Origin of the sequence: Paenibacillus mesotrionivorans (genome assembly GCF_046098205.1) — a bacterium.
Taxonomy (GTDB): Bacteria; Bacillota; Bacilli; order Paenibacillales; family NBRC-103111; genus Paenibacillus_AR; species Paenibacillus_AR mesotrionivorans.
Genome location: NZ_JBJURJ010000007.1, coordinates 204,481 through 225,690, shown reverse-complemented (window position 1 = coordinate 225,690; position 21,210 = coordinate 204,481). Strand labels below are relative to the sequence as shown.

The 21,210-nt window shown below is 50.4% G+C and carries 22 protein-coding genes and 2 pseudogenes; 1 reads left to right on the top strand and 23 read right to left on the bottom strand.

Going from position 1 to position 21,210, the window contains the following annotated elements; translation table 11 throughout:
• Nucleotides 1-62: 62 nt before the first annotated feature.
• The 6 genes and pseudogenes from ACI1P1_RS12630 to ACI1P1_RS12605 form a co-directional block, all read right to left on the bottom strand.
• On the bottom strand, nt 63-698 hold the full coding sequence (locus ACI1P1_RS12630) for a hypothetical protein (RefSeq protein ID WP_416216743.1): 636 nt from the start codon (nt 696-698) through the stop codon (nt 63-65).
• The gene (locus ACI1P1_RS12625; protein ID WP_416216742.1) at nt 670-1,245 is read right to left on the bottom strand and encodes an RNA polymerase sigma factor; all 576 of its coding nucleotides are present in this window, start codon (nt 1,243-1,245) and stop codon (nt 670-672) included. The genes ACI1P1_RS12630 and ACI1P1_RS12625 overlap by 29 nt, the downstream gene beginning before the upstream one ends.
• A gap of 110 nt (nt 1,246-1,355) precedes the next feature.
• On the bottom strand, nt 1,356-2,153 hold the full coding sequence (imm47, locus tag ACI1P1_RS12620) for an Imm47 family immunity protein (RefSeq protein ID WP_416216741.1): 798 nt from the start codon (nt 2,151-2,153) through the stop codon (nt 1,356-1,358).
• 33 nt (nt 2,154-2,186) lie between these two features.
• Nucleotides 2,187-2,576 carry a hypothetical protein gene (locus tag ACI1P1_RS12615; RefSeq protein ID WP_416216740.1) on the bottom strand — a complete coding sequence of 130 codons (390 nt, stop codon included), beginning with the start codon at nt 2,574-2,576 and terminating at the stop codon, nt 2,187-2,189.
• Nucleotides 2,577-2,589: 13 nt separating this feature from the next.
• Complete coding sequence (locus ACI1P1_RS12610; protein WP_416216854.1) at nt 2,590-2,673, bottom strand: topoisomerase DNA-binding C4 zinc finger domain-containing protein; 84 nt, start codon at nt 2,671-2,673, stop codon at nt 2,590-2,592.
• A gap of 165 nt (nt 2,674-2,838) precedes the next feature.
• Nucleotides 2,839-3,143, bottom strand: a pseudogene (locus tag ACI1P1_RS12605) (restriction endonuclease); the annotation flags it as partial.
• A 618-nt stretch (nt 3,144-3,761) separates the two neighbouring features.
• On the opposite strand from ACI1P1_RS12605, the gene ACI1P1_RS12600 reads away from it, so the two are divergent.
• Nucleotides 3,762-4,034: a hypothetical protein gene (locus ACI1P1_RS12600; RefSeq protein WP_416216739.1), complete on the top strand. Its 273-nt coding sequence runs from the start codon at nt 3,762-3,764 to the stop codon at nt 4,032-4,034.
• 111 nt (nt 4,035-4,145) lie between these two features.
• Here ACI1P1_RS12600 and ACI1P1_RS12595 read toward each other — a convergent pair whose 3' ends face one another.
• From ACI1P1_RS12595 to ACI1P1_RS12515, 17 genes and pseudogenes are all read right to left on the bottom strand, one after another.
• Nucleotides 4,146-4,454, bottom strand: a complete 309-nt coding sequence (locus ACI1P1_RS12595) for a pepsin/retropepsin-like aspartic protease family protein (protein ID WP_416216738.1) — start codon at nt 4,452-4,454, stop codon at nt 4,146-4,148.
• A complete protein-coding gene (locus ACI1P1_RS12590; RefSeq protein ID WP_416216737.1) occupies nt 4,451-4,708 on the bottom strand; it encodes a hypothetical protein in 258 nt (85 codons plus the stop codon). The genes ACI1P1_RS12595 and ACI1P1_RS12590 overlap by 4 nt, the downstream gene beginning before the upstream one ends.
• Before the next feature lie 163 nt (nt 4,709-4,871).
• A complete protein-coding gene (locus ACI1P1_RS12585) occupies nt 4,872-7,019 on the bottom strand; it encodes a pectate lyase family protein (protein WP_416216736.1) in 2,148 nt (715 codons plus the stop codon).
• A 307-nt stretch (nt 7,020-7,326) separates the two neighbouring features.
• The gene (locus ACI1P1_RS12580; protein ID WP_416216735.1) at nt 7,327-8,643 is read right to left on the bottom strand and encodes a BaiN/RdsA family NAD(P)/FAD-dependent oxidoreductase; all 1,317 of its coding nucleotides are present in this window, start codon (nt 8,641-8,643) and stop codon (nt 7,327-7,329) included.
• Nucleotides 8,640-9,944, bottom strand: coding sequence for a BaiN/RdsA family NAD(P)/FAD-dependent oxidoreductase (locus tag ACI1P1_RS12575; RefSeq protein ID WP_416216734.1), 1,305 nt, complete (start codon nt 9,942-9,944; stop codon nt 8,640-8,642). Before ACI1P1_RS12575 ends, ACI1P1_RS12580 begins: the two co-directional genes overlap by 4 nt.
• Before the next feature lie 152 nt (nt 9,945-10,096).
• Complete coding sequence (locus ACI1P1_RS12570) at nt 10,097-10,405, bottom strand: hypothetical protein (protein WP_416216733.1); 309 nt, start codon at nt 10,403-10,405, stop codon at nt 10,097-10,099.
• Between the two features lie 159 nt (nt 10,406-10,564).
• On the bottom strand, nt 10,565-10,921 hold the full coding sequence (locus ACI1P1_RS12565; RefSeq protein ID WP_416216732.1) for a helix-turn-helix domain-containing protein: 357 nt from the start codon (nt 10,919-10,921) through the stop codon (nt 10,565-10,567).
• Nucleotides 10,922-10,971: 50 nt separating this feature from the next.
• Nucleotides 10,972-12,546 carry an extracellular solute-binding protein gene (locus ACI1P1_RS12560; RefSeq protein WP_416216731.1) on the bottom strand — a complete coding sequence of 525 codons (1,575 nt, stop codon included), beginning with the start codon at nt 12,544-12,546 and terminating at the stop codon, nt 10,972-10,974.
• Nucleotides 12,547-12,605: 59 nt separating this feature from the next.
• Nucleotides 12,606-13,478, bottom strand: a complete 873-nt coding sequence (locus ACI1P1_RS12555; RefSeq protein WP_416216730.1) for a carbohydrate ABC transporter permease — start codon at nt 13,476-13,478, stop codon at nt 12,606-12,608.
• Between the two features lie 26 nt (nt 13,479-13,504).
• Nucleotides 13,505-14,437 (bottom strand): ABC transporter permease, encoded by a 933-nt coding sequence (locus tag ACI1P1_RS12550; RefSeq protein ID WP_416216853.1) that lies wholly within the window; start codon nt 14,435-14,437, stop codon nt 13,505-13,507.
• Nucleotides 14,438-14,749: 312 nt separating this feature from the next.
• Nucleotides 14,750-17,083, bottom strand: coding sequence for a helix-turn-helix domain-containing protein (locus ACI1P1_RS12545; protein ID WP_416216729.1), 2,334 nt, complete (start codon nt 17,081-17,083; stop codon nt 14,750-14,752).
• Nucleotides 17,084-17,371: 288 nt separating this feature from the next.
• Nucleotides 17,372-17,458: an SEC-C metal-binding domain-containing protein gene (locus ACI1P1_RS12540; RefSeq protein WP_416216852.1), complete on the bottom strand. Its 87-nt coding sequence runs from the start codon at nt 17,456-17,458 to the stop codon at nt 17,372-17,374.
• Nucleotides 17,442-18,185 (bottom strand): RQC-minor-1 family DNA-binding protein, encoded by a 744-nt coding sequence (locus tag ACI1P1_RS12535; RefSeq protein WP_416216728.1) that lies wholly within the window; start codon nt 18,183-18,185, stop codon nt 17,442-17,444. The genes ACI1P1_RS12540 and ACI1P1_RS12535 overlap by 17 nt, the downstream gene beginning before the upstream one ends.
• A gap of 115 nt (nt 18,186-18,300) precedes the next feature.
• The gene (locus ACI1P1_RS12530; protein ID WP_416216727.1) at nt 18,301-18,825 is read right to left on the bottom strand and encodes a hypothetical protein; all 525 of its coding nucleotides are present in this window, start codon (nt 18,823-18,825) and stop codon (nt 18,301-18,303) included.
• Between the two features lie 260 nt (nt 18,826-19,085).
• A pseudogene (locus tag ACI1P1_RS12525) lies at nt 19,086-19,199 on the bottom strand (YciI family protein); the annotation flags it as partial.
• A gap of 63 nt (nt 19,200-19,262) precedes the next feature.
• The gene (locus ACI1P1_RS12520) at nt 19,263-20,135 is read right to left on the bottom strand and encodes a phosphorothioated DNA-binding restriction endonuclease (protein WP_416216726.1); all 873 of its coding nucleotides are present in this window, start codon (nt 20,133-20,135) and stop codon (nt 19,263-19,265) included.
• Between the two features lie 112 nt (nt 20,136-20,247).
• Nucleotides 20,248-21,189: a tRNA dihydrouridine synthase gene (locus tag ACI1P1_RS12515; protein ID WP_416216725.1), complete on the bottom strand. Its 942-nt coding sequence runs from the start codon at nt 21,187-21,189 to the stop codon at nt 20,248-20,250.
• Nucleotides 21,190-21,210 lie beyond the last annotated feature (21 nt).

The window sequence follows — 21,210 nt, the reverse complement described above, 5'->3', positions numbered from 1 at the left end:
TATATCCATATGATATACATTATGCAGAAGGATTATACTTGTGCCACTTGCAGGCTACTCCGCTAAAACAACACTTCTTCCCCGACTGTATCCCCAGAAGCCCCTATAGCCACGACTCTATACCATAGGGCCCTTTCTTTCCGGTTAGGCTGGGTGGCAAACCAATACCGCTTGTCTGCATGGGCAACTATTCGGGCTTGGAATGATTGGTTTTCGTTATCCGTTATTTGTATTCGGGTGATATCCGGGCTTAGCACCTCCCCCATAAGAATAGGGATTGTCTCAATACCGGCCGATCCGGCAACAAAACCATCTCCCGTCTTCATTCCTTTTTTATCTTGCGGTATATAGAAACTAACCCTGGACGTTCCTTGCTCCGCGATAAGCAATGCTCCTCCGGTATTTATATCCATAGAAAAAATAATAGGCTGGCCGGATTCCGCCTCCACGGTATAAACTCCTTTTAGTGTGATGGGATCTGACTTAAAGGCAGTCTTTGAATAGATGAAGAATACAAATAAACAAAGCAACAGGCATGCTGTCCCGTATACTACGCCTCGTATTCTTGAGCTTCCTCTTCTGGACTCCAGGGATTGTGCTTTCTGCCTGATCCTTGTGGCCAATTCATCATTGAAAGAAGCACTAGCTAGAGGCTTTTCTTGCAGCGCATCATACCAGCTTGGTCTCATTGACTTCACTTCTATCCACCCCCTCCAAGGATTTCGTGATCATTTTACGGGCCGTAAATAGTCTCGATTTCACCGTCCCTTCCGGAATTTGCAGGACGTTTGAAATCTCTTGAATAGATAATTGATACTTGGCATGAAGCACAAGGGTCTCTCTAAGCTTGGTGGGCAACGCGAATACCTGCCGCCACACCTCATTCGCCGCTTCCTTCTCCAAGAATGCATCCTCCGCGGAGCGGCTGGTTTCATTTGAACTTGCCAGACCGAATAGAAACACCTTGCGGATGAAGGCGGACTTCATATAGTTATAGCTAATATTGCGGGTGATTCGAAGCAGCCAGGTTTTTACGGAGGCTTCACCTCTATAACCTGCAACATGGCGGTATGCCTGGATGAACGTATCTTGGGTAATGTCATCTGCAAGGACATGGTTTTTCGTCAGAAAAAACGAGAAGTTCCATACGTCATGACCGTAATCCCGCATTAACTCCTCCAGCATGCTTTGATCCATTTTTTCCATATATCTTAAGTGGTCATGGCCCAAATGCTTCACCTCCACTCAATTGACAACTCATCCCGGCATGAGGTTCATTTTGCAAAATAAAAAAGTTGAGCGGAAAACGTCATGTTTTCCATCCAACTTCTTTGTGCGAATCTCTCTGTTTATGCCTAGACTATGGGATGTCCATAAAAATATTTCACACCAGCTTCCCAATCCATCTCAGAAAGCGCCTGAACATAATGGTAAACTCCCTCAAGCAGCCTGTCGTCCACAACGGTGTTATATTCAATGGGGCAGTTAATGCCGCTCCATATTGACAGCAAGGAAGGAATAAGATGGGTTCCTAACGGAGCTTGTTCATGCCGCGACGCAGCTGACTTCTCAATCAGCTTCTTGGCCAGCGGCGCCGGAAATACCGGGGCGGAGTAATAGTAATACTTGTCCGCATCCACCTTCTTCATCAGATCGAGATAGAACTGTCCAATCTCATCTACAGCCGCATTTTCATCCAGCTCATCGGAATAATTCAGGAAGATATCCAATGCGTTTCGGATGGTCTCCTCTACATTCGTATCCTCCCATTCGTCGAGCATAGCCAACAGATAAGGAACGGCCTCATAAGATAATGTATGAACGGCAGATGAAGCGAAGGTATCGGCATTTTGTTCGGATAAGTCGGAAAGGAAGGCCAGGTTTTCCACTTTCATCAGATCCTGATGTGAGGCGACCAAACAAAATAAGCGTATGTATGCATTCATTAAACCTTCGTTTTTCGTCGTATTCATCTGTTGAATGAACATGGCCTTAGCGGCAAAGTCACCCAATTTGAATAATTCCGTGATGATCAGAGCGATGTCCGTTTCTGCCGATGCTTCTGCAAGAGCAGCTCTTAGTGATGCAATGTCACCGCTCGGATCGCATGTTCCATACCAATTTCCTTTTTCTAATAGATTAGCTGCATTCATGTTTTAGCCTCCTTAGCTGTGAAAAAAAATGTATTACCTTACCGAACGCTGGTGGTCGTAACAATAAATTCCCCCATGAAACCTATGAGAATTGGCTATACAATAATTCCATACCTTCTCACTAACCGCTTTGCCGCAGTAGGCACAGACATGCTCATCTATAGAGGAAAGTTCAAGTTCATTATCACCAACAGGTTTATTGGGAGCTGCCTTATTCGATACCTTGGCTTTAACCACAACGTAACCAACCCGGAGAACCAGTAATGCCCCAAGGCCAAACAAGGCATAATCCAGCTCCGGCACACTAAAAGGAGACTTCATCACATTATTGCCGATTACCCATACAAATACCTTCAACATACACACTAACGCTATTCCTTCCACCAATAACATGGAAATCGATAGTTTTTTTCTCCTGGACATGGCCTCACCCTTCTCACATTGATTTGGTATGCCGGCAGGCTGGGAAGGTGGTACAGCCATAGAACTCCTCGCCGGTTTTGGTTTTACGTTTGACCATCGCGGCTCCGCACTTGCAGGTAACGGAACTTGCCACTGCTACTTCTTTGCGCGTCGAAGAAAGCTCCTTCTTGACGGAAGTCATCTCCCGATCCTTACCTGACGCCTTTTTTCCCGGTTGCCACTTTCCCCAAGACCGCAGTTTTTGTTCCAGCAGAGCACCGTGCCAATAATCCACTTTAAATTGCTCGGCTTCCTTTTTGGCAGGTCCGGTTAGGTCGGAGGTGGTCACAAGGAGGGTCAGAATACAATCATGGTTCCGTTTGGCTGCAACCAATTCCCTTACCATTTGCACAGGGACCAAATGGTGATCAGCGTAACATTTGGCCTGAACTGCTGTTTTCTCCCACGTCTATCTCGTATGACCAGGTCCACTCCGCCATCATTCCCGCCAATTCCTACTTCATTAACCTCGTAGCCTTGATCCCGGAAAAATAAAGCCAACAATCGTTCAAACTCCGCCCAAGACATTTCATGAAAGGCACTGCCCAGAATTTCTGCATCCGTTCTACAACCTTTGGAAACGTGTATGGAGGTGGAAGAATGGGGTTTGACTGAAGCAGTCCTTGGAGCTCTGCCACGTTTTTTCTTTTCTTCTCTGCGTTTTTGAGTCCACATGCTCCCTATCATTTCTGCGAATATAAGCCCTCCTAAAAACACTCCAACAGCGACGCCCCAATGGGCTCCGATATAAAATAACCCTACTGCAAGCAGGACTATTATGGCTCTCAGTAAATTAGCAAGCTGTCTTCCTTCTGCATGATAGGTTTTGGCCATCTGTGCCTCCTGTTTTATTTCAAAGTTTATCAAGTCACCATGAAATCATGGCTTTATCATTGATTTTAGTCTGGTAAATAAATTATATAGTCAATAAAAATTGTAATGCCTAACAATAAGTTTCTGTCGAATCTTAGTATAAGCGATCCGGACATTTTTGTGGAGATATTTGTTAATCTTCAGTCACACAACTGGGATTTGAGTGTATATACTTCCCTATCGAGAATTACGTATATACGTACCAAGTGGATAAAGTAAATGTGATATCCTCATTAGGAAGAATGGTTGGATTTATAATAGAGGGTGACGAAATTGGCCGAATTATTGGATGATTACAATGGAATGATCGAAGAGGAAGACGAGCTTTACATGGGGATTCAAGTTTGTGAAGAATGCACCGATCACCTTCTGGATTTGATCTCGGAAAAGGCAGAGGCCATTCATCTCCCAACAGCCAAAGCTATCCTTTCCGCGGTTCAGGTGATCATGAAGGATTTGCAGACAGAACTGCTGCATTTACGAATCGAAAAGAGCATGTTGACGTGGGAGATCAGCAGGCTTAGGGAGATACAAAACAAGGCCTAGCAGACAAAGAAAGGCGCTTCACTGAAAAGCTCAGTTAGCGCCTTTGGGGGTTTATAGTAAATCTAAACCGTCCACTGTCAAAAGCTGAAGGTATGTTTAGGTGAAATATATTCAATGATTAGCCAGTACGTTTAGTTCCTTCGCGTCATTCACCAGACCAGCCGAATGGATAAAATCAAATCCAATTATGCCATCTATCTCCATGCCATAATTCATTTCGCCAATTTCTACTTCAAAAGCTGGCAGTTTGGTTTTCCCAACTTTCACAAAATAAAATAGCTTGGAATACACGACCTCTATTCCCCCTACGCCTCTGATTTTGTTCATAAAATCGTCGGGTTCAACCTTAACCCTAATAACATCCACAGCATCCGCATTAAATATTGTCCTTGCCGAGCCATACCTTATATCTATATTCATCTGGGACCTCTCACTCCAGCCCACTTTTCACGTAATCGAAGTTTTTCTCTGGATGTATGGAAAAAGCCGTATTCCCGATAAGGCTGGGCACGATGTAATTCGTAATACCGCTTCATAGCAACGGCGGAATCATCAAAACGATCTATGACGGCCACTTCGTCAACAAGCCAATATCCCTCTTCCAAACGAGATTTTAATGCCTCGCAGACGATCCATTCATTCGGAAACTGTTCACGCACCTCATCCCATCGCATCCCAGTCACCTCCAAACCCGACTTTCCAATATTATAACATATAAGCCAAATGGGTTCAGTTTACAAATATTAATCAAGATAGAGACATCACCCCTGTTGGCATACTACAAAAGAACCCCCAACCAACTGGCTGGGGGCCTCGCCTTATTATACGTTCTTTCCCTTACTCCACCTTCATATAAAACAGGTTGGTGGTGTCCGCTTTGGTGATGGTGTGGGAGCCGGCGGCCAGGGAAACGGTAACGATACCGCTTGTCATGCTGTAGCTGGTGCCGTCTACCTTGATTTTGGTGCCGTCCGCTGAATTCAGCACCAGGGTTAAGGTAGACGCCTTGGTGGTGGTGAAGCTGATGCTGGTGGAGCTTTCGATTTTCAGGCATTGTGTCAGGGTCAGGCCGTTATAGGCAACGGTGCCTTTGGTGGTAGACAGATTGCCCTGTATGTTGAAGAAGCTGCTGGTGGTGCCGGAGGTGGTGAAGTTATGGATATTGGCGCCGGGCACCGGAGTCGGTGTTGCGGTTGGTGTTGCGGTTGGTGTTGCGGTTGGTGTTGCGGTCGGTGTGGCTGTTGGCGTCGGTGTTGGTGTAGCGGTCGGCGTGGCCGTTGGTGTCGGAGTCGGACCTGTGCTGGAGTTGCCGCCTACGGATACCAGTTGGGTGGTGTAGCTTGTGATTTTAGCCATCAGCGCTGTATTGAGAGCATAGGAAATATCATCCACCGCGTTGTTAAATGTCCAGGTGAAGTCGCCGCTGCCAAGACGTCCTGCTTTGGCTTTTACAACTTGCTCCACATTAGCCACATTGTCCACGGCCGATGCGCTGACTCCCGTATTCACGGTGGTGTCAAAGTTATTGTACGAGGTCCCGCCAGAAACCGCCTTGTACGAGCTGGGAACAGCTTCATTCCGGGAAGCAGCCAGATAAGCATCGAAGGAGGTTGCATTAGCCGGTGCCGTACCAGCATTGGAGTTGGCGTAGATCAGACCGGTTGCACCCACAATGGTGTTATTGTAAGCCTTGATTACACCCCCGGGCTCACCGGAGAAGGTGCCTTCACCCAGAGCGTCCGTCCCCTGCAGGGAGATCAGCATGGGGTATTTGGTGTTCCGGAAGTAGTTGGATTCCACGAATGCGGAACCGCCTGAGGTCATGCCCACCCCATATTTGGAAACACCGTCAAAGTAGTTGTTGTAAATATGCACCGATGCCACTCTGATCCGCGGATGGCGGGAGTCGGAATGGTCGAACCAGTTGTGGTGGAAGGTCACATAGAACGGCGAGGACTCGCTCAAGCCCACCAGGGAGGATTTTCCCGAATCCCAATAGTGGTTGTAGGAAATGGTGATGTACGTGGAGCCGCCCTTCAGGTCAGTGGAGCCGTCTCCCTTGGCCTGGTCGGCATCTCCGCCGGCACTTCCATAGAATACGTCGTTGTTATGCACCCATACGTTGACATTGCCGGTATCCATGGAGATCCCGTCATCCGGGAACAGCATCAGGCCCAGATTCCGGACCTCCACATTGCCGTTATAACGGAGGAGCATTCCCCATCCGTAGGCATAGGCATCGTTGCCGATCCCTTCCAGGGTCAGATTCATTTCAGCATAGTTGTTCTTCCCCTTTACCTCCAGGTAGCCGCTGCTGTTCAACTGGCCGCTCATGTCGGAGGCGGTAATTTTCCCGATAAAGCGAACAGCAAGAGGAGTGGTATCGTAGCCCTTTTGCCGGAGCTTCAGAATTTCTCCAAGGCCAACAGCGGTTTGTAAGCCGCCAGAGCTATTGATCTTCACATCCAGCGTAACCGTTTTGGCTGTCTGGGAGGTCACATACACCACCTTGGCCCCGGTTCTCAGGGTGCCGTCGTTGTTATAAGCACCTGAGCCTGTCCCATATTGCGAAGTAGGGGAGAAGGCAAACCCCGACCGGTCATGGGCCGCTACAGCCAAAGCACCGGATACGGCCGTGGCAGTGGAACCATCGGACAGCCGTGCTTCCACCTTCATCACATAGCTGCCGGCAGCAAGGCCCACCGCATCCGCTCTCCAGTAGGAAGGATACTTGCGGATCAGTTGGTTATCCAGCTGCTTATACTGGGTATCCGCTGCGCTGGCCGGTTTTACATAGACATTATAACCTTGCGCGTTGCTCACTGGCGACCACTGGACATAAGCCGTTTCATTCCAGCCGCCGCTCCCCGCAATCGTTACACCGGCGGCATGTGTAGTGGAATTGATGAACCCTCCGGACAATAAGGAAATCACAAGGGTAAATAACAGGGCAATGCTAATGGCATGCTTGATCTTCCGGTTCATTAATGATCCCTCCTGGTTTTAGTGTGATACCAGCTTCAATTGAAAGCGCAACCACAAAACCTTGCAGTTCCTTTCCCCACCTCTATTCTCTTCATATTAATAAACGGACAAGCAGCTTCCAAACATCCCCAGATTAGCACAATGGGATATATTTCCGATATAATCATTAGCTCATATTCATGTATTTTTCTATATTTCTGCCCTATTTTTTACCACACGCTTCTTGTTCTCGTACACAAAAATCCGCGGCGTCAGAGTACCCTCTGCTGCCGCGGCATGTCTCGCCTATTCATGACCCCATTGCCGTTTAAACCCCCGCCACCCGCTTCGCAAGAGCGGTTGCCGCCACATAACCGGAGCTCCAGGCCCATTGCAGGTTATACCCGCCGCAGTCCCCGTCTACATCCATGACCTCTCCGGCCAGATACAGTCCCGGCACAAGCCTGGATTCCAGCGTGCCCTCCGTCAGCTCCGTGGTATCGATGCCTCCGGCTGTGGTTTGGGCGTTGGTGAAGCTGTTGGTATCCGTGACCCGGAATGCCCACTGCTTCATTAACCGGATGAAGGTGTGCTTCGTCTCCTCCGTCAGGTCGCGGCACAGCAATCCCGTATCACTTTCGCCAATGCCCGCCTCCTTCAGCAGGATGGGGATGAGCTTTTTGTTGACCACACCGATGAAGGAATTGGCCACCGTCCGGTGCCCGAAGATGCGCCAATGCCCGTTCAGGAACTCCGCCACCTCCTCCTCCGTCCGGTCGGGCATCAGATCAACCGACAGGATGACCTCTTCCCCCTGAGCCAGATAAAAGGCAGCCTTCCGGCTGAGCTGGAGAATAGGCGGACCGGAGAGGCCATAATCCGTAAACAGAATTTCCCCGAACTCGCTGCGGATGACCTCCCCGTTCACGAGAATCCGGCCTGTCCCGTCAAACTTGACGCCGGACAGCTCCTTCAGATGCGGATAATCCAGCTTCAGCTGCACAATCCCCGGCACCGGGTTGACGAGGGTGTGGCCCAGACGCCCGGCCAGCGTATACCCGGAGCCGTCTGTACCTGTTTTGGGTGCGGTCAACCCTCCCGTACAGAGGATCAGGTATTCGCTGGTGTAGACATGCTCCTCTCCCGCCTCGTTCTGGCACAGGATCGAAAACCGCGGGTACTCCTCCGAAACCGTCACATCCAGTACCTTATTTTTGAAATAAACTGGAACGTTCCGGTCCTCCAACGCCAGCTGGAAGATATCCAGCACCGCCCCTGCCTGCAAGGACATGGGATACATCCGGCCATCCTCCAGGCTGATGAGCGGCAGTCCCAGCATAAAGAAAAAATCGATGGTCTGGCGGATGCCGAACTGCTCCAGAACAGGCAGCGGAAAACCCGCGTTATTGCTGTGGTACTTTCGCGCCAGCGCCACCGCTTCCTCGGTTCCCATTGCCGTGGATTCATTAGTAATATTGCAGCGGCCGTTGCCGGTGGTGAGCACCTTTTTGCCGATACGGTCATTGCTATCGATCATCGCCACATCCAGCCCCAGGTCCCGGGCCGTCACCGACGCCATCAGCCCCGCTGCCCCGGCTCCGATCACAAAAACCTGATGATGGGTGGAATTCTGGTACACCTTCATATAGAAACATCCTTTTGCTTCATAGATTCAGCAACCGCCTTGGCGGCCGCGTAGCCGGAGCTCCAGGCCCATTGCAGATTATATCCCCCGAAATCCCCGTCCACATCCATCACCTCGCCGGCAAAATAAAGCCCCGGAACCAACTTGGATTCCAGCGTTCCATCTGCAAGCTCGGCTGTATCAATGCCCCCCGCAGTAGTTTGGGCATGAGCGTAGCCGTTGGTATCCGTCACTTTGAATTCCCAATGCTTGAGTATCCGGTAGAAGATCGCCTTTGCCCTCCAGGACAGATCCTGGCATAGCAGATTCGGTTGTTTGTCAATACCGGCTTCCTTCAGCAGCACGGGAGTCAGTTTTTTGTGGAGAATGCCGATGAAGGAATCCGCCACCGTCCGGTGCCCGAAGATGCCCCAATGCATATCCAGGAAATCCACAACCTCTTCCTCGGTGCGCCCCGGCATCAGATCCACAGCCACACTGACCGCGTCGCCTCTGCCAAGATGAACGGAGGCCTCCCGGCTGAGCTGGAGGATAGGCGGCCCGGATAGTCCATACTCCGTAAACTGGATCTCACCGGATTCGCTGCGGACAATCTCTCCGTTAATCAGAATATGGGCTCTCCCCTGCAGCTTAATCCCGGACAACGCCTTCAGATGCGGATACTGTACCTTGAGCTGCACAATAGCGGGCACAGTGTCCACTACGGTATGACCCAGCCGTTCCGCCATCGTATAACCGGAGCCGTCCGCCCCTGTATGAGGTGCAGTCAGGCCGCCTGTGGCAATAAGCAGGAAGTCACAGGTAAATACGGCCTGCTCCTCCGCTTCCGTGTGACACCGCACCGTAAACCGGGGATGCCCATCTGAAACCGCGATCTCCACCACTTTATGCTGCAAATAAACAGGGACTTCCCGCTCTTCCATTGCGAGCTCGAAGATGTCCGTCACCGACGCAGCTTGCAGGGAGCGGGGATACATCATGCCCTCCTTCAGGTGGGTCAGGGGCAGCCCGAGGGAGTAAAAAAAGTCCATGGTTTCCCGGACACCCAGCTGCTCCAGCACCTTCACAGGAAAACCGGGTCTATTTCCGTGGAATTTAGCGGATAAAGCAGCCGTCTCATCCGTGCCGGAAGCAGTAGAGGTATTGGTCAGGTTGCAGCGGCCGTCGCCGGTCACCAGTATTTTCTTGCCGATCCGGTCATTGCCCTCCAGAATGGCCGTATCAATGCCCAGATCCTTCGCCGTCACCGCGGCCATAAGCCCCGATGCGCCTGCGCCGATAATTAACAACGTGTGGTGCATGAAAGTTCAATCCGCCCTTATCTATAAAATCGTTTCTTCTTTAAATTATAGCACAAGTGACAAAGCTCACGCTCTGAAGGGGCTTAAGCCACCAGACTGCAAGAAAAAACCGCTGTAACTTGCTCAGCGGTTTTGCGGAGTTAAGGACATTGTTACTTTACCACTTTAGCATTGAAGATATTGCCCAGCTTTCCAGTAATTCGTTTGTTGAGAGGACTTTTCATATCCCGTGCCAATTCCCTGAAAAACATATTGGCTTCGTTCGTTTCTGCTTCACAATTGACGTTCAGAACACCAGCCGAAGCGATATCCTGATTATCAATGAGGGGGACAGTGGTAATCACCGTATATTTTTTGGTCAGCGTCTTCATGTGTCGGGAAAAGGACTCAATAAGCTCATGGTTCTCGAATTCATTGATTGCCTTTTGACCATGGGCAGTAAAGCAAAGTTGGATTTTCATCTCTTCTCTCCTTTTGGTATGAGGTGAAAAGGGGAACCCTGCATCATGTTCAGGGCTCCCCTTCTATTAACCGACCATAATTTCTTGTCAACACCATCATAACATGACCATAATTTCTTGTCAAATTAGAGAGCGTTTACCTGTAAAAATAAATTCAATCTATTTTACACCCGAGGGATCCTTTTCCTCCGCGCTTTTCCATTCATCTATATTCTGCATGCCTGATTCCCTCTCATCAAATACAATAAGCTGACCCGGCTGCACATTAAAATATTCACAAAGCTTCTGCAGCAGATCCCGCGGATACTGCACCATTTCATCCTTGTACATTCTACGAACAGAGTCAAAGTGATAATGGATATCCTTCGCAAGCTTGCGTATCGATAACTTGGGATCGTGCACTTCCATAATTTCCTTTAGATTACTGCGTATGATTGACAATGATCTGCACCTCCAATGAACAATATATATGGAGTACAGGTGTGAGTCAACAAAATGACAAGAAAATAAGGTCACGCAAAAAACACCCCCGCATTATTCCATGCGGAGATGTTATTAGCCTGCGTTTATTTCTTCAGCTTAGCGTAGGATTCCTTATACTCGGCCATCAGCTTGTCGCCGCCGTTTTTCTTCCACTTGCTGATTTCTTCCTTCCAGCCGGCTTCATCAATCTTGCCCATGATGTATTTGGTTTCCGCATCCATCAGCAGCTGATCCAGCTCCTGGCCCCGCTCCGACAAGGTGGCAGATTTCAGGGTCAAGGCAGGGTTGGAGACGATGTACTTGATGCCGTCGGACTCCATCTTGGTTCCCTTTTCGCCAATGGGCACATCCTTCAAGGGCTTCACGTTGTAGCCCTCCAGCACCGTCAGGTTATCCCGGTAAGGCTTCACCTCACGTTGGAAAATGTTGAAGCCGTCGCCGATGAATTCCGTCCGTCCATCAGCGGTGTTGCCGAAGTGGGTACCTTCAATGCCGCGCAGGAGCAGCGTGGAGGCCGCCGGCTCCATGAGGGCGTCGAGGAAGCCCAGCACCCGCTTCATTTCGGCTTCGGTCTTCACAGAGGACTTAGGAATCACGAAGAATCCGTTATTGCCCGCCTCGGAGGAGATCCGGATGCCTTGCGGCCCTTCGAAGCTGGCCACATCCACCACTGCCGCCGGATTGGTCTTGCTCAGCCGGTCCTGCTGGCTTTTGCCATTGGTGGCAACTGCGAAGCGGATACCGGCGCGGCCTGTATCAAACAGCTTCTCCTGCTCCGTGGCATCCAATACGGCAAAGTCCTGGTTGATCAGCTTCTCCGCATACAGCTTGCGGAACAGGTTCAGCACATCCATAAATTCCTTGGTTTCGTGCTCCGGCGTAAAGTTATTGTCCTTGTCCACGCTCCACTTGTTGACCCCGCCCATCATGACGGCGAACCGGGTCAGCCAGGAGGCGACACCTTCGTTATACTTCTTGTTCAGCACAATGCCATAGGTATCATTCTTGCCGTTCTTATCCGGGTCATTCAATGTTAGCGCCTTCACAACATTGTACCAGTCATCCATGGTCTTCGGCAGCTGCAGGTTCAGCGCGTCCATCCAGTCCTTGCGGTAGACATACGCGCCCCGGCCCATGTTACGGTACAGCGGTACGCCATAGATTTTACCCTCAACCGCGATGTTCTGGAAAAACTGCGGGTTCTGCGCACTCAAGTTTTTGTAGTCCTTCAAATGCGGACCTACTTCCCAGAACAATTGGGACTCAATGGCGTTCACCACAGTCGGGCCTTGAACCACCCGCAGGAGCTTGGGCATTTCATTGGAGGCCAGCATGACATTAATTTTATCATTGTAGGCGGTAGACGGAATCCACTGGATATCCAGCTTGGTATTCGTCAGCTTCTCGATGGTTTGCTCCACCACATTGCCCTTGGCGGGAATATCTCCCACCTGGCTGATAGCAATGGTGAGGTTAAGAGGTGCCTGCGCCGTAGCTGTAGCAGGTGCTGCAGAAGCAGCGGACGGAGCCTTTGTGGCCCCTGCCGTTTCCTTGGCTCCGTTATCCGTAGAGCCCCCTGAGCTGCCGCAGGCAACGGACACCAGCATCGTCCCTGCCATAGCCGAACTAACCAAAGCTCTTTTTTTCCATTTTCCCATACTTGTTGACCTCCCAATATTTTTTAGATACAAAGCCTCTCGTCACTTTTGGGGGAAGCTTATCCCTTCACAGACCCCAGCATAACCCCTTTGGCAAAATGCTTCTGCAGGAACGGATACACCGCCATAATCGGCAGGGTAGCGAAGACGATCACCGCCATCTTGATGGTGAGCGGTTGAATATTCATTTCATCCATATTCGTATCGCCTACACGGCTGTTGGCATTGATGACGATTTCCCGAAGCAGCACCTGAATCGGCCACTTCTCATTATTATTGATATACATGACGGCGCTGAAGAACTTATTCCAATGATCCACGGCGTAGAACAGTCCGAAGGTGGCGATGGCGGGCAGGGACAGCGGGATGACGATCCGGAACAGAATGCCCAGATCATTGCAGCCGTCAATCTTGGCGGAGTCCTCAATCCCGTCCGGCATCTGCTGGAAGAAGTTCTTGAGGATAATCAGGTTAAAGGCGCTGATTGCCGTCGGAATCATCAAGGCCCACAGAGAATCGATCAGATGCAGGGACTTCACCACATAATAGGTGGGGATCAGCCCGCCGTTAAACAGCATGGTGAACAGCACCGCCAACAGCATCACGCTCCGGCCCTTGAAGCTTTTCCGGGAGAGCGGATACGCCAATAAAGATGTAAGCACAAGATTGAGGAGTGTGCCGACTACGGTAATGTATATGGATACACCCAGGCTCCGGATTAAGGCATTGGAGGAAAAAATGTACCGGTATGCCGCCAGGGAAACCTCCTTCGGGTACAAGATAAATCCGCCTTCTGCCACAATATGCGGGGCCGTAAACGATACGGCAAGCACATAGATAAAGGGCAGCACACAGATGATTCCGATCAGGGATAACAATGCGGTATTGACTATATCGAACAGCCGATTGCTCCATGTATGGTCCTGCTTCATGGATGTCGCTCCTCCTTTCCGGTAGATTAATAGACGCCTTCTTCACCGAAGCGTTTGGCCAGCCAGTTGGATGACAAGACGAGGATCAGCCCCACCACCGACTTGAACATGCCCACCGCTGCACTGTAGCTGAACTGCCCCTGCGTCAGCCCTTTGACATAGACGTAGGTATCGAATACCTCTCCGACCTCCCGGTTGGTCGGCGTGAGCATCAGGAAGATATGCTCGAAGCCCGAATCCAGGAAGCTTCCCAGCTTCAGAATCAGCAGAATGATAATGGTGCTGCGGATCGCCGGGAGCGTAACATGCCACATCTGCCTCCAGCGGCCTGCTCCGTCCATCCGGGCTGCTTCATACAGCTGCAAATCCACCCCGGCCAATGCGGCCAGGAAGATAATCGTGCCCCACCCTACCTCTTTCCAGATAGACTGGGAAATAATCATGGTTCGAAACCAGCCTGGCTCCAGCAGAAAAGGAACCTTCTCTCCCGTAATCGAATACAGCAGCTCGTTGACTGCTCCGCCTTCCGTGGTGAACAGAATGTAGAAGATACCCACCACCACCACCCAGGATACGAAGTGGGGAATATAGATCAGGGTTTGGACGAAACGCTTGACCCGGTCCTTCCGCAGCTCATTGAGCATTAAGGAGAGCACGATAGGCAGCGGGAAAAAGAAAAGCAGGTTGTAAATCGCCAATAAGAAGGTGTTGCGGAACAGCATCCAGAACTGCTCTTCCCCGAAGAAGCGGGAGAAGTGCTTGAGCCCGACCCATTGGCTATCCATAAATCCGAGATGGGGCTTAAAATCCTGGAATGCCATTATTAGCCCGTACATGGGGACGTACTTAAAAACCAGGAAATACAGAAGGCCGGGCAATGCCATGACATACAGCCACCGGTCCTTTAGGAGTTCCTTTATCCACCTGTGCTTGCTTGATACTCTGACTTCTGTTTGCACTTTCGCATCTGCTGGTATACTCACCGGTTAATCTCCTTTCGGCCGTCATCCATTTCACTTGCATGCCCCCATTATCATCCCGGCTGTTATTACATGCTATAGATCGTAACCAACTTCTTCGCGCAAACCCTTGTTATTCCTGGGTTTTCCGGAAAAGACCAGAGGAAATGATCATTATCATACCTGCAGGCTACCATCAGACAACGTATAAAATATCCCCCATTTTGATTTAACACTTCATCCTGTCCACAAAAAGATCCGCCATAGGCGGCCCGGCGGGGCCTGCTATGACGGAATTGGATAATGTCTATGCTAAGCTTGCTTCTGCTGGTTCGTCCGGAACTGCCCCGGCGTAATCCCCACCACCTTGCGGAAGCTGCGGATAAAGGCCGTTGTATTGGAATAATTCAGCCTGTCGGAGATGTCGGACACCTTCATATTGGTGTTTTCCAGCCATTCCTTGGCCAGGGTCATCCGGTAATTGACCAGATATTCGCTGAAGGTCATGCCCGTTTCCCGCTTGAAGACCCGGCCCAGATAAACAGGGTGGAATTTCATCTCCTCCGCGCAGCCCTCCAGCGTCATATCCCGGCTGTAGCCTTCCTTGATCAGCTGAATAATCTTGTTGGCAATGCTGACATACTGGGAATCCTCCAGACCGGCCAGGAACAATCCCACCGGCTGGATCAGATCCCGCTTGAACCATGCTGCGATATCATCCACTGCATTCAGCCGCATTAGCCTGGCGTAGGAGGCCCGTTCCCCCAGGACATGATGGACGGTTCCGCCCTTCTCCTGGACAATCTGGTAGATCCGGGAGACCAGCTGCATCATAAACACCGGGTATTCCTTCGTGCTGAGATTGCTCTCCGACAGCTCGGATACATACGTATCGAACCAGTCCGTGGCTTTTTCCGTATCCCCCAGGCTCAGGGCCTGGATCAGCTGATCCTCCGTCCACTTGATCTGGGTGTATGCGGCAGCGGCCATATTGCTTAACCCGGGCTCCGTATCCCCGTAATGGATAATCATACCGCTGCCCAGATAGACACGCCGCTTCAACGCCTCCAAGCTTTCATTATAAGCACGCACCACATAAGAGGTTTGTTCGAAGGGGCTGCTGATGCCGATGCTGATGCTCACCTTCAGAAACTCCATTACCTTGGACTTGATCAGGTCGCACAGCCCATAATAATAGGTCCGCAGCTCTCCCTCGTCCTCCAGGCCGCTGGCCACCATGTTGACCTGGGATTGGTTCACCAGAACGGGACTGAACAGCACCTCCGGAGCGATGAGCTCACCCACCATATTCTGGATGGCAAACAACAGCAGCTCCTTATCATGCTCCCCGTAGCGGGTATCCTGAAGGGTATCGATCTGCAGGGTCAGTACCGCCAGCCGCTTCCACCCGGCGGGGAATCCGAACAGGGCGCTCCTATAGGTAAACTCGCTCTCAGATAGTTGGCCGGCCAACAGCTTCAGCATCAGGAACTGCTTCAGCTGCGCCAGCTGGTCCTGCATCTGCTGCTGCATGTTCTGGCTGTTGCTGAACAGAATGTCAAACCGTTTCTCCAGCGAGGAGAACTCATCCTTACCTCCACTCTCCCCAATGGAGACGGCCTCCGTCATCTCGGCCAGCCTGCGGATGGGCGAATACATCCTGCGGGTAATAAACCAGGCCAGCAGCCCCACCACAATCAGCACCAGACTGGAAGCAACCACGGTGCCTGTAGCGATCTTGCGGGTTTCCCGGGTCAGCTCCTTCAGAGACACGGCGGATACATAGATCCACTCGTTATACGAGGACTGCCTGTAGGTAAAGACCATATCGCGGTTATCTATCCGGCCGTACATATATCCGGAAGACTGCCCCGAGGAGGCAATGGATTCGGCAATCCGCTTATTCATAGCCGCATAATGGGTGGCTTCCTCATCCCTCCGGTCCAGAAAATCCAGCCCGGTGTAATCCATCACGTAGACCTTGCCCATCTGCTCCTTGGTATTGTCCGTCAGCATAGCCCGAAGCCGCGGCTTGTCAATTTCAATAATCAGGAACCCTTTGGGCTGATGGGTAAAGGGCAATATAGGCAGCTTTTGCACCAACCGGATCGTATCATTCCCCGTACCTGGCGGAGCCGCTCCCCCGTCAGAGGGAAGATAACCCGTGTCCCAGAACATATTATTCGGATGATTGGCATAAACGGGAAGCCGGTCCTTGAAGGAGAGTCCGTTCAGGGAATTGACCGAAGTAAAGTTCAGCACCCAATCATGCTGAAGGTCAATGAGATACGCCTCGCTTACACTGGAGAACGTCTGCAGATTATACAAGCCCGAGTACAGGTCCCGGATCTGGATATGCTCCTCCACATCAATAGGCGCGCTCAAGGCCGCCGCCACCAGAGGGGAACGGGCAAATTGATTGCCGGTCAGCTCTGTCGTTTTCTTCAGCTGCTCGATATACATCTGGGTCTGGGACAGCAGCTGCATATTACTCTCCTTGGTCTTCTGCTCCACATCACCCGCCGCCACATAATAAGAATAAAGACCAAGGGACAACACCGGAATAGCCCCGATTAATAACGTAAACGCCAACAAAAGCATCATATACCTGGGAAATCTCCGTGTAATCATTCCCCGCAACCGCATGTCTGTACTCTCCTTACCACTAATTTGCTGCAGCACCTTCTCTCCCATATGATTCGCTACCATTCCATTTAATACCTGTATGTTGGCAAAAGAAAAACGTCTTCGGCCCCCACTTTTCGTGGTGCCGAAGGCGTTTTTGCCTACTTGTCCCTGTTATTGATGCCGTGGCACAAATTAATCACAATAGGGCATCCGGTAACGTTGGTGAGACCAAATATCCTCAATCATCAGACCTTGCTCATAGAAGTCAGCCACCTGGTAGCGGGAAACCTTCATGGTGCTCCACCTTCAGCTGATGTCCGCCTGCTTCTGCCAACAGCATTGCTTATACTTCTTTCCGCTTCCGCAAGGGCAGGGATCATTTCTTCCTCCCACGTTTTTCACTCCTCTTCATTTCTCTTTCTTCCTTATCAAACTGGCAGCGGGGGCAAATTTCTGTAAATTGAATCCCGTCCGACTGGTAACAGCTCAAGTCATATTCATCGAAGATAAACGGGTGTCCGCATTCCTGGCAATCGAGGAAAATCGGCTGTTCGGAACGAACAATCAGAGATCTTGTTCGCTGCACCAAAAGGGTTTGCCATTCGGCCACCTCCATATGCTCCCGCTGTTCCAGGTCATTGATGACCTGCCGGATCTCTGCTTGTACCTTCTTGAACTCAATGCTCGCCCACTGTTTCAGGAAGGGAATATAACGTTTATCACCCGAGCACAGAATCATATAGAGAAACAGGAACAGCATCCCGCGGTTGCGCCCCTTCAAATATTCCATACTCATAGGGGTAATTCCAGTTTCTATCCAATGGTCCCACTCCTGCAGGAATTCCTTGGCCCGCCGTTCCCGCTCCACCGCCCAGCCCAGTGGTGTAAATTCAAGAATGGGCAGCTTCCCTTCCCACGCTGTCCGGATATAGCGCCTATCGATCAGACTATCGATTTTCTCCATAATCTGCTCCTGCTTCAGGTCATGGAAAAAGCCGTAGGCGGGATTCTGGTCCAGCCCCTTCTCAAGCAGCTGCTTTTCCTTAGAGCCTTCAATATCTTGGCTACCTGCGTACTCCTCCCTCGCCAATAACATCATCCGTGGCGCGTAGAACGGCATATAGCTCCTGAACCGGCAACAGCAAAAATGCATGTTGGGGCGGCTGCTCAGATCCCGATTTTTTCGAAGCTTTCTTGTGCATGTCATCCTCCCTCCTATCCGCCAACCCACCTGCTTATATGTTAGTTATATCAAACTCACCCAGCTTCACAAGCGGCTTCTTGCCTCTGTTTCCTTTCGTAACTTCTTCCGCTCCCGCTTTATTGGTTCGTTTACTAATATAGTCGCCTGTCAGCAGATTATAATCATCCTCATCAACGCCCATCCCTAATTCTTCACTAATGGGGAAAATGGTTCCCATGGTCGCCCCGATGAGGTACCAAACATTATCCTGGAATCTGAACCGGTACGTATGGTACCACTTCGTGCTGCTGCCTCCGTAATCACTGATCACCACTGAGCCCCGGTCAATAGAGAGTCCACTAAAGGGATCGCCAAAAACGCCTCCCTCCCAAGCGGATAAAATCACATGCTCGGCCAAAATGGACAGAGAGTATGTGTTCTCCTTGGTGCCGAATGCTATCAATAAGGAGCGGGGGGCCTCCAGCCCGCCTTCCGCCCGCTCTATAACCATTGCCACATCCGGAATGCCATCCTTATTCAAATCGCCTTCTGCCATCACATTCTGAGGATCGTTCAACAAGTTCCATCCCGCGGGGATGAGTGAAGCCACATCCTGGGCTGGCCGAGGGGTAGAGGCAGAAGGAAGAGAAGCGTCAGGTTGAATAGGGGATGCAGATGGGGGCGCAGTGGTGGCGAGAGGCGGAAAACTGGCACCACTTGGGGCAGTCGGGGCATTATCTCCGGTTCCGCCGTCGGTGCAAGCAGTCAGAAGCATAAGGCACATCGTACAAGACAGAAGAAACGGTTTCATAGCAGCTACACCCCGGCGTAATCCGCTCAATGCTCCGAACCCTCGCTTTTATCTGATGCTTCGAATACTTGCCGCAACTCAATTTGGCCCTCTCCAAAACCCTGCGGGTCCGGCATCCGCATGGCCCACTGAACCGCTTCAAAATTCGCCGAACCATTGACGATGAGCATAAACAGCATGGATATTCCTCCTTTATGAGTGGCTTATAGAACCCTGTGGTATCTGGCCGGTTCCCGAAACACTTCCTTCACATGCCATTGAATAAATTTCTCTTTCGGCTCATAATCCGGGTGAATCGGGGAGCGTATAGGCTTGCCGTGATAACGCATTAACCACTCCTGGAAGCCATATGTCCCATGGGCCTGCTCTGCCACCAGCAGCTCACTCTCCGGCGTAATCATAAATACACCCCGGTCAAACATTTTGTGATGCAGGGAACAAAGCGCAATTCCATTCTCCTCAATGTCCGGTCCACCGGCTTGATGCCATTGGATATGAGCCGCGTCAACGCCCACAAGAGTATGCCCCAGCCTGACATTGAAGCCGCAGACCGCACAGCTGTATTCGTAGGCTTTGAGAATTCGGTTCCGGAACCCCGGATCACGCCTCCGCAGTTTTCGTGAAGAAAAATCCAGCCCGATTTCATCCAGAATATCTTGGTGAATGGTTTCCGGGAAGTGTTCGTTTAATAACAGCTCTGCCAGCTCCTGCAAAACAGCTTCATTGTATTGAAGAAGATCCAATACCTCTTCACTGAACCCGCCCTCGATCTGCTGGGCCAATAGCTGTTTGTCCGAAAAATGCTTTTTATCCACCGGGTTGCTTAATTTCCAAATCCCGTCTTTGGTTAGCCGGACAAACGGCTCCTCCGGATGATAGGACTGCCTGGGAGGCCCAAACTCCATCAGCAGCTTCTTGAGTTTCTCCCGGACAAGCGCATACGGCAAAATTCTCCGGTTTTGCTGAAGCTGAGCCAGCCCTAACAGGATCAGCAATGGCTTATGCGGGGCACGCTGCCCGTTCTTTTTCCAGATGGAGAGATTGGATAGCTTTTCTTTCAGTTCAGACGCTTCCATGATTCATGCCTCTTCCTAAATATAGAAGTATAATTCCATAATACTATATCCCATAAGAAAAAAACGCCAACGGAATTCTTTCCGTCAGCGGTTTTTCGGTGTTCTTCATGATTTAGTTCACGACCAGCTCCAGCTCACGGAATACACTGGATACCACTTCGTCGTAGTCGGATAACCGTTCGGACTTGCGGATTTTCTTCATATATTTGGCAGGGTCCTCAAACATTTGAATCATATACATCCACAGCTCTTTCATCTTATACAGCACATTCTTATCTCCAAACAGCACACCCTGGTAACCCTCATACACTTTATCATGAAAGTCCCGCAGCTGTTGCTTGCCGATTGTCACGTTATTCGTGATTTCACTGATCAGCCCGGGATTCGCCAATAGGCCTCTGCCGATCATCAGGGTATCTACTGTCGGGAAATCGGCCGTAAATGCCTTGTATTCCTTGATGGTAAACAGATCTCCATTATAACAAACCGGGTTTTTGCTTACCTGCAAGGCATCCCGGAAAATGTCAAGATTCGGTGTGTTTTTATAGAAGTCCTTTTGAATCCGGGGATGTATGATCAGCTCTTCCATGGGATATTTATTGAAGATCTCCATTAACGCGTAGAACTCCTCGTGCTGGTCCTTGCCCAGTCTGGTTTTAACGGAGATTTTCGTTACGGAATGGGCAAAAATCTCCTCCAAAAACTGGTCCAGCTCCTCGCGTTTGGCCAGAAATCCAGAGCCCTTATGCTTGGAAACCACCGTTCCCGAAGGACAGCCCAAATTTAAATTGATCTCATTATAGCCCATGAGCTTTAATTTTTTGGAGGTTTGAACGAAGTCCTTGGAATTGTTGGTCAGCAATTGGGGTATCAATACCAGCCCCTGGTTATGCTCCGGCAGAATATCGTTGATATCCCGGGTTTTGAAGCTTTCGTTCTGCTGCGGGACAATAAAAGGGGAAAAGTACTTATCGACATTATGGAAAAACGCATAGTGGGCATTCCGGTAAATATATCCCGTCAGCCCCTCCATTGGGGCGTAATAAAATTTCATTGCGTTGATTGCTCCTTCATT